Annotated in this window: 10 protein-coding genes; 3 read left to right on the forward strand and 7 right to left on the reverse strand. The window is 45.3% G+C overall.

Going from position 1 to position 8,127, the window contains the following annotated elements; translation table 11 throughout:
• Positions 1-103 precede the first annotated feature (103 nt).
• From NZ772_09260 to NZ772_09290, 7 genes are all read right to left on the reverse strand, one after another.
• Positions 104-964, reverse strand: coding sequence for a restriction endonuclease (locus NZ772_09260; protein ID MCS6813740.1), 861 nt, complete (start codon positions 962-964; stop codon positions 104-106).
• A 239-nt stretch (positions 965-1,203) separates the two neighbouring features.
• The gene (locus NZ772_09265) at positions 1,204-1,629 is read right to left on the reverse strand and encodes an aspartyl protease family protein (protein MCS6813741.1); all 426 of its coding nucleotides are present in this window, start codon (positions 1,627-1,629) and stop codon (positions 1,204-1,206) included.
• Positions 1,622-1,837 (reverse strand): hypothetical protein, encoded by a 216-nt coding sequence (locus NZ772_09270; protein MCS6813742.1) that lies wholly within the window; start codon positions 1,835-1,837, stop codon positions 1,622-1,624. Before NZ772_09270 ends, NZ772_09265 begins: the two co-directional genes overlap by 8 nt.
• Positions 1,838-1,881: 44 nt before the next feature.
• Positions 1,882-3,306: a hypothetical protein gene (locus NZ772_09275; GenBank protein MCS6813743.1), complete on the reverse strand. Its 1,425-nt coding sequence runs from the start codon at positions 3,304-3,306 to the stop codon at positions 1,882-1,884.
• Positions 3,307-3,580: 274 nt separating this feature from the next.
• On the reverse strand, positions 3,581-4,618 hold the full coding sequence (locus NZ772_09280; GenBank protein ID MCS6813744.1) for a macro domain-containing protein: 1,038 nt from the start codon (positions 4,616-4,618) through the stop codon (positions 3,581-3,583).
• Between the two features lie 17 nt (positions 4,619-4,635).
• Complete coding sequence (locus NZ772_09285; GenBank protein MCS6813745.1) at positions 4,636-5,286, reverse strand: DUF4433 domain-containing protein; 651 nt, start codon at positions 5,284-5,286, stop codon at positions 4,636-4,638.
• Between the two features lie 165 nt (positions 5,287-5,451).
• Positions 5,452-5,916: a hypothetical protein gene (locus NZ772_09290; protein MCS6813746.1), complete on the reverse strand. Its 465-nt coding sequence runs from the start codon at positions 5,914-5,916 to the stop codon at positions 5,452-5,454.
• Positions 5,917-6,202: 286 nt separating this feature from the next.
• On the opposite strand from NZ772_09290, the gene NZ772_09295 reads away from it, so the two are divergent.
• From NZ772_09295 to NZ772_09305, 3 genes are all read left to right on the forward strand, one after another.
• Positions 6,203-6,964, forward strand: coding sequence for a phage Gp37/Gp68 family protein (locus tag NZ772_09295; GenBank protein MCS6813747.1), 762 nt, complete (start codon positions 6,203-6,205; stop codon positions 6,962-6,964).
• A 109-nt stretch (positions 6,965-7,073) separates the two neighbouring features.
• The gene (locus NZ772_09300; protein MCS6813748.1) at positions 7,074-7,613 is read left to right on the forward strand and encodes a protein kinase; all 540 of its coding nucleotides are present in this window, start codon (positions 7,074-7,076) and stop codon (positions 7,611-7,613) included.
• A partial coding sequence (locus tag NZ772_09305) for a hypothetical protein (GenBank protein MCS6813749.1) occupies positions 7,568-8,127 on the forward strand: 560 nt, incomplete at its 3' end. The genes NZ772_09300 and NZ772_09305, both read left to right, overlap by 46 nt.

Raw genomic sequence — 8,127 nt, forward strand, 5'->3', positions numbered from 1 at the left:
CACTAAATTTGAATAAATCCCAGTTGCCAACTTTCTCGATTCGGATCTCATAAATCAAAGAAGATGATTTATTAAGGGTTGTAACCATTTAGACCTCATTGAATTAAATTTTTGCAAACCAAGCTGTATCAACTTCTACTGACTCAATCATTGTGATCTTGACACCAAGTCCCAGTTCTTTCAAGCGTTGGACTAGCTGCTCACCATCGATCAAGTCGATCGGGGGTGCGCCATCTCTGGTTGCCTCCTTAATTGCATCTCTGGTAAAGGTACCAGTTGTGATCAATAACCCCTTGTCAGTGCGCCCTTGCATGGCTCCCCGAAAATCTCGAATTTGCCCCGCCGTTACTGCTCCTTGGTAACGCTTACATTGAAAAAGCACATGGAAGCTCAAGAAGCCGTTGATGCGAGCAATGCCGACTCCATCAATGCCACCATCGCCAGACTTCCCAGTAACTTGAACTTGGATAAAACCCGATTCACGCAGTAGGCGTTGTGCCAAACGCTCAAATGCAGATGGTTCAAGCTCTAGCAGCATTTTATGTAACTGCTGATGCCATGTGAGTTCTTCTAGGGTTTCGATTGATTCAACAGTCTCGGTGGTTGGATCTGAAGGAATAACCTTGCTCTTTTCTGCATCTCGAACAGTTTTGACAATTTCTTTGGGATCTAAGTCATCAATATTGGTAGTGGTTGACAATAATGACCATACTCCCCGAGCCGAATTCTGCAAAAGCCCATATTTCTTCAAATAGGTACGGCTCCAGGCAAGACGATACTCAACTTCACTTTGTGAGCTACTTCCATGTGGGATTTCAAGCACTTCATCTGGCAACTTGAGGATTTGTGCCACTTGGTCATAAATCTCCTCAGTTGTGCCAGACCCACCCAGAATTTGTAGAGCCTGAATTGTGGGTATAAGCATTGCATCAAATGTTGGCACTGAAGAGGCAGATCGCTTCATACAAACAAGTTGATTTACAAAAGGGCTACTTTGTCAAATATAAACCGCTACCTAAGGTGTGTAACCCTGCGATCTCTCAGGCTGTGTATCTTACAAGCAATCTGGATGTACAGCTCTAACCCAAAAACGAAGCCAGCTAACGGTGAAGTGCAGCGGCGGCAGATAACCTTGAACTCAGCACCAGCAGCTTTCGTCCGTCCGCTGCCACGCAGTGTTAGGTGGCTGGCAAAAACATCAACCTACCCCGAAAGAGCTTTAGGGCTGACTGCAAACTCTAGCTGTGAACGATAGAAGCAAACATCAAACTCCATAAAGAAGTTCACCTGACCCAAGATAAGCGGTACATTGATAGCTTGTGTCCAGGCAAATACCAGTTGCACAGGCTCAAATTGACCAACGACCGCTTGAGCAAGTACGACACGCGCCTCATACTGAGCCAGATTTCCTGTCAAACTCAGTGCTGTTGTTTGCCGTTCCCAGTCATATCCAAGCTCAGCTCCTATTGAGTACGGCAGCACATTGACACTCGCGCCAGTATCTAGAAGAGCGGATGCTGGAACAGAAACTTGTTGGTGAAGCAGGGTGAACGATAAGTAGGGGCGAAAACTGGCTTCACCTAAAGTTGGATCACCGGAAAGAAATGGATACCGCTCAGCATTACGCATGGTCTTGAGTTTTGGCGGTTTGTAGTACCTTTAACATCGTATCTGCTGCTTCATGGGCATCATAAGGCGACCATATGGGGTAAGCCTGGTTAGGTTTAATCAGATCTGCTTCCTGTTGGGCTAGTTCTGAAATTAGAAGTTGCATGATATAGAATTTGTCTGAGCGGCTCAGCCCCTTCAATGTTGAGATTAATTCTAAGGAAACCATTTTACACTCCAGCTAAAGTGTGTTTATAAAGTTGACAAGTTCATTCAACGTTTCACGGTTTTCAAGATGGTTTGAAAACGAGAGTCATTACTGATTCTGTCTAGCTTTTCAGTCGGAAAATCTCTAATAAATTCTAAAGCTAGTTTCACGTTGGGGTGAGTAGCTTGGTCAACTAATCTACTTGCAAGTTTCTGGTAACGGTTTTGGCAGGAAGTAAATTGAAGACGCGAGATAATCTCTGAATCACAAGTCAGCCTAATAAACTGAGATATTTGATTGTCTTGCCAACGATTAATCAAATTACTGTAAATTGGCTCGGCACCAGATGAAACTCCATAACCATTACCTATATGACACATGGTTAAGACCTTGACATACCTCCCTGACACACTATCTGGAATAGTGCCACTCACAGGAACAAAAGATTGAAGTAATCTTGCGGGAGATGGTTCGTTATAGAAATTATTCCAACCGTTGTGGGCAGCTAATAAAGCATCTAAGGCAGAAGTTATCTCAATGGCAATAGTATTGGCTGGTAGATAAGCCAATCCATTTACAATTGTGAGAAAATCACGGGCTAGATTTGCTCTGGAAACCTCCCCGTTGGCTGAAAACGACCCGTGCTTTAAGCCAATGTCATATCTTGCGTCCTCCGAACAAACTTCCCAGATTTCAGGTGCAAGAAATCGAACGTTATTTCGGACGTTTGCATCTAATCTAGGATCGGTGTACATTCCGAACGCGGTTCTCAAGAGAGAATGAGCTAGATCTTCAGGCAAACGTACAATCGCTTCTGAGATAGGAGGTACATCAGTTGCGGAAAGAATTTCCTCTCGAACACTTCGCAAAAGCCGCTTAACTTCTATAGCTGCACCTTCAGGGTCCTTTCCAAGAACCTCTTTTATGCAAGTTTCTAGCCATGATGCCAATTGTAAGCCCGTCAATTCATTATGATTTGGATGAGCAGCACTGGCATGATTCCGCATATCGCGGATGTAATCCAAATGTCGGTATCCAATATCGCTAATGATTCCTGTTTCGCGACAACCTCTGACGAGTACCCAATCGTCTAGCTTTTCTAGATCACTTTCATCCCTAAATTTAGAACGCTGATTCGCGTCTGTGATTGCAGTGTCATAAAAATAATCTAAATCAAACTGAACAACTTTTAAGCGGAGATTGCGAATTGTCTCGTCCCAAAGGTAATTCAGAGCAGCATCAAAAAGTCCTACAACGCAAGCTGCTGAAAACTTAGAGATGTACATTGCACTACTACGCTGTCCTTCTGTAAGGGCAGGCATAATGTAAGGCATATTATTAATAACTTTTCGACGCTCATCAAGCCCAACCAAAACCGAATCTGTCGGTAAACCCAGATAACCAAGATATGTAGATAGGCTTGCGGATAGTGAATCTAGCGTTGTAGCAAGTTTTACGGAAGAGGCTTGTAGTTGGATCTCTGAGGTCATAAATCGTTATATAAGGGAGCAAAACTACCAAAGGCAAATTTTCTCAATCCTAGCAAATCAGAATCTTGATCTGCTGCACCCTTCGCAGTTGCTAAACCCCGTACCGCCTTATTTCTTTCACCAGTAACTTTGAAGTACCGTCACTACCGAGGACTTAAGCCACCTAACGTTCCTGGTCAGCGGCGGTAGATCACTTTTGCATCACAACTGAGTTCTCTCAAGCGTCCGCTGCACCAGGGTTGTTAGATGTCGGTTGCAACCAGAACACCTGAGCTTATGACAACCACCCTGCTTCACGTAGTCGTGTCCATGCTAAGTGGATATGACGAGGTTCAAACATACGTTTGCGTATATTCCAATCATGGATCTTGGTGACAGCTTCCTCTGGTGTTGTAGCGTCTTCGCGAGTAGCAACCCAATGCACAGTAGATAGCAACTCCATACCAAAAGTCGTCTCAAATCCTTTGATAAGATCCGCAACACGGGCAAACCTTTCCTGTGTCGCTTCATGCTCTGTTAGAAATGTTTCGGCTTGTTCAGAGGCATAGAGCTTCAACTCTAACGGTTTATCTGGTCGATCTTCAGCATCGCCATAGCCACTGATAAAATGTCCTTCAATATGACTGAGGACATGACGTAGATTTTCAGCGTAAGGTCCATAGGGAGCCTTCTGATAATTCAGGCGCAGAGGTTCACCAGCTTCTTGCATAAAGTACATTAGCTTATGTACTTCCAGAAGAGTCACAGTAGGATCCATAACGGCTGCTAAGTAGCGGCGCATTAGTCCTAGCAACGCCGCTCGTCCAACAGTCATGTTTGGCACTTTGTTCTCTCTGACCATTGCGGCAGCTTGGGGTGCCCCGACAGGCTCAAACAAAAGGACGGCTACTTCTGGTATGGACTGGAAAGCTTCGGTAATTAATGGTCGCACTTCCTCCCAGTTCAAACCACCTAATCCACAACCTAACGGAGGAATTGCAACCGAACGAATCTGCTGCTGCTGTATAACGCTTATCAGGTCTGCAAGCCCCGATTTAATGTCTTCGATGCGGCTTTTGCCTTTCCAATGGCGCTTAGTGGGAAAGTTAATTATGAAGCGGGGATTATACAGGCGATTCAGGTCATATATAAACATCTTGCCAAGTTGCACCTGATGAGCCTTGCAAGCAGCTTCATAAGCTTTGAAGTTTTCTGGAAAGGCTTTCCGAAATTGCAGTGCAATACCACGTCCCATGATACCAACACAATTCACGGTGTTAACCAATGCCTCAACATCGGCTTTGAGAATATCACCTTGAGTTAGCTCAATCATGGGTTCAGTATCTCCGATCAAAAATACCAGCTTGGCTCTATGACTACAACGGGTTGATGCCCGACATTTGCCAGAGCCGTCTGAACCTTTGTTGCCATAGTACTATTGATTGTCCCAATTTTCTCGATTAGTGTCCACGGAAAGACATCAAACATCAAAAACTCCGCTTGTTTACCTTCCTTGACTTTGGCATCACGGAAATCTGTAGACGCAACGGCAGCCCAGTCAATCTCACTGAGTTTGGAGGGATGGTTATAAAAGGTAGTTAAGCGAGAACCTGCATTCCCATTGCTGAAAGCCCAACGTACATTGTTTGAATTTGCCCAGTTGATTACTGTATGGAAGTCTGCTTGGAGGTGGACAATAGGTTGCTGACCACCCTTGTAGCTTACATCTGGATGATTTCCCATGTGCAGAATGTAGAGCATGATGGAACGTGGGCAGAAATAGAAAGGCACATACTGCCCAACCGTTGTTCCGGAATGACATGAAACCTCTATCTCGTCGAGTCGGCGCTGCTTAATAGTAGACATCCCCACCAAAGAGCAGGACAGTCCACTTGCAATGCGGTTTGCGTCCGAAACCAGCCCCATACTTGCTGCAATGCTCGGCAGGTTGTCGATATGCGTAATGTGATAAATTTTGGGACTGGGGGGAACCGAGGCCATACCGCATTATTCTTTTAGATATTTTTCGAGTATGGCATTGCTTCACTCACTCAAAGCATTTAGGCGCAAATCTTTTTCGCAATATGTCACCAGATAGTGTGCTATGACATCTAACGGCTCTGGTCAGCGGTTGCAAACGAGCTAGAACGCAGCTACCATCGCCCTTCAATCCGCTGCACTAGGGTTGTTAGCTGGATTAACCGGGCTTGGTGGATAAATTGTCACTCGTATGGAGGCTTCAAGCAATGCAACCCTTTCAATAGTTTCCACACGAATCTCCGATGAGTAGCTACTTGGCTCTGAACCACCCTCGTATCCAATATCAAACACTTTTGTGAACGCACTTTCCCAGAGTTTCTTCGCCTCATGATCAAAGGACTCAATTAATCTGCAAAAACTATAGATTACTGAATCTGGGTCTGTTCCTGGAGCGCCACTTAGCTCAAAGGTTGCTAGATAATGCCCTTGAGCTTCTCCACAGTAAAGGTTGTAAACATCATCTCCAAAGTCTTCAACAATCGGCTGAAGGTTGTGATGACTTTCGATTTCAAGATCAACATTCAAGAAATGAGTTCTCATAGAGGCGTTGCGTATAGGCGCTTTCACACTTACTAACAAAACTGAAATCAATGTCTCAACCGATCGCCTTCTGGGCTTTTCGGTTTAACAGACGACCTCGAAGAACGAGTGCAAGGATTCGATGCGGAGCCAGCTAACGACCAAGCTCACTGGACGCAGATAAGCTTTGCCGCCCAGCCAAGCAGCTTGCAGCGTTCCGGTGCAGCGACTTATTATGTTGCGTCGCCACGACTGACCACAAAAAAATGACACATGTCATATCAAACTTAGAGTTTAGCAGATCTTTTGTACTAAAATAGTATTTTACGACCAGTCCTGAAAAGTATATACTACCCAAATGTCAAGCAGCAACACTGGTATTGAATGGACTGACAAGACTTGGAACCCTACTACTGGTTGTAATAAGGTGAGTCCAGGTTGTCGTTATTGCTATGCCGAAGCATTAACAGAGAGATTTCCTCAGAATTTCCCGCACGGCTTTAAGTTGACACTTCACCCAGAGCGACTGGAGCAGCCAAAGAAGTGGCGAACACCGAGTCGAATCTTTGTGAACTCCATGAGCGACCTTTTTCACAAAGATGTACCTTTTGCGTATCTACAGGAGATTTTTGCAGTCATGCGAGATACTCCTTGGCACACATACCAAATTCTGACTAAGCGGGATCAGAACTTAGCAGAGTTAGCACCTAAGCTCGAATGGTCTGAAAATATCTGGGTTGGCGTGTCTGTAGAGAATCAGCACTACACTCATAGAATTGATGCTTTGAGGCAAGTGCCAGCAACCGTTCGTTTTCTCTCGTGTGAGCCTCTGCTAGGCCCACTTGACCTCAATCTAGAGGGAATTGATTGGGTGATTGTGGGCGGTGAGTCTGGCTATCAGCATCGGCCCATAAAGCCGGAATGGGTTAGACATATCTTGCGTCAAACGCGAGAAGCTAAGGTTGCCTTCTTCTTCAAACAGTGGGGTGGGCATCACTCGAAGGCGGGTGGGCGATTACTGGATGATCAGATTTGGGATGAGATGCCACCTGCTTGGTATCGTCATGTTGATAAATGGCAACAACAAAAACCTTCTAGGCATCGAAAAGGTATGGGTTAGATCGGACAATCGTCTCTTGACGATGAGAAATCTTGGGGTGTATGTTCCGATAACGGGGGTTAGATTGATGACGATCAGGGTGTACTAAACTAAATGTCCTACTAAATGTATGGCAAATCCAGTTCTGGTCAATCGCTATGAAATTCGACGACAACTAGGTCAAAAACCTGGTAAACGCACATTGCTGGCGATCGACTTAAAGACGCAAACACCGGTTGTCATTAAAGTGATGGCTCTGGGGGAAGCCGTCGGCCGGGATGACATTCGCCTGTTTGAGCGAGAGGCATCTACCTTACAGATGCTTTCCCATCCATCAATTCCTGCATATCTAGACCATTTTGAGCTAACGCTGAAGAGTGGCCGAGGGTTTGCTTTGGTTCAAACCTATATTCAAGGCAAGTCTCTACAGGCTTGTATGCAAGAGCAGATTAGCTTCAGTGAAGAGAATGTCAAGCAAATTGCCCGATTGCTGTTGGATATTCTAGTGTACCTACATCGCCAACAACCGCCTGTGATTCATCGTGACATCAAACCTAGTAATGTGTTGTTGACTCTAGAGGCTAACCAAATTATTCAACAGGTCTATCTAATTGATTTGGCTCGGTGCAAATTTTTAGCGAACGATCGGACAGTTCCTTTACGGTCGTAGGCACCTATGGGTACACAGCACCAGAACAATTGGCAGGGCGAGCCATTACTGCTTCTGATTTGTATAGCCTAGGGGCTACCTTGATTGCGCTGCTCACAGGTACCCACCCGTCTAGCTTGCCGCAACAGGGGATGAGAATTGACTTTGAGCGGAATGTACAAGTTAGCCCCGAATTGGCTCAGTGGTTAAAACTAATGACCAATCCTAGGATTGATCAGCGATTTGCTACGGCTTATGATGCGTTGAGAGCACTGGATAATCCATCGGTGCCTCGGAGTAGTTTTCTGGCTCCGCAAAAGCCAGCCGATTGCAAAATTCGAGTCAATAAGGATCCGAATAGCCTTGAGGTCGTTATCCCCAGCCTGTCAAGCAAAACTCGCTTGGTGATTGATCAACAGCAAATTAGCATGGGGAGTGCAGTCTTGGGGCTAACGTTTAAGCAGGTGCAAGTGGCCAATCGCCGGATGATTAGCCGACTGGAATGTATAAAAAAACCAGATGGTAGATACCGCAT

The organism is Cyanobacteriota bacterium (assembly GCA_025054735.1).
Lineage (GTDB): Bacteria > Cyanobacteriota > Cyanobacteriia > SKYG9 > SKYG9 > SKYG9.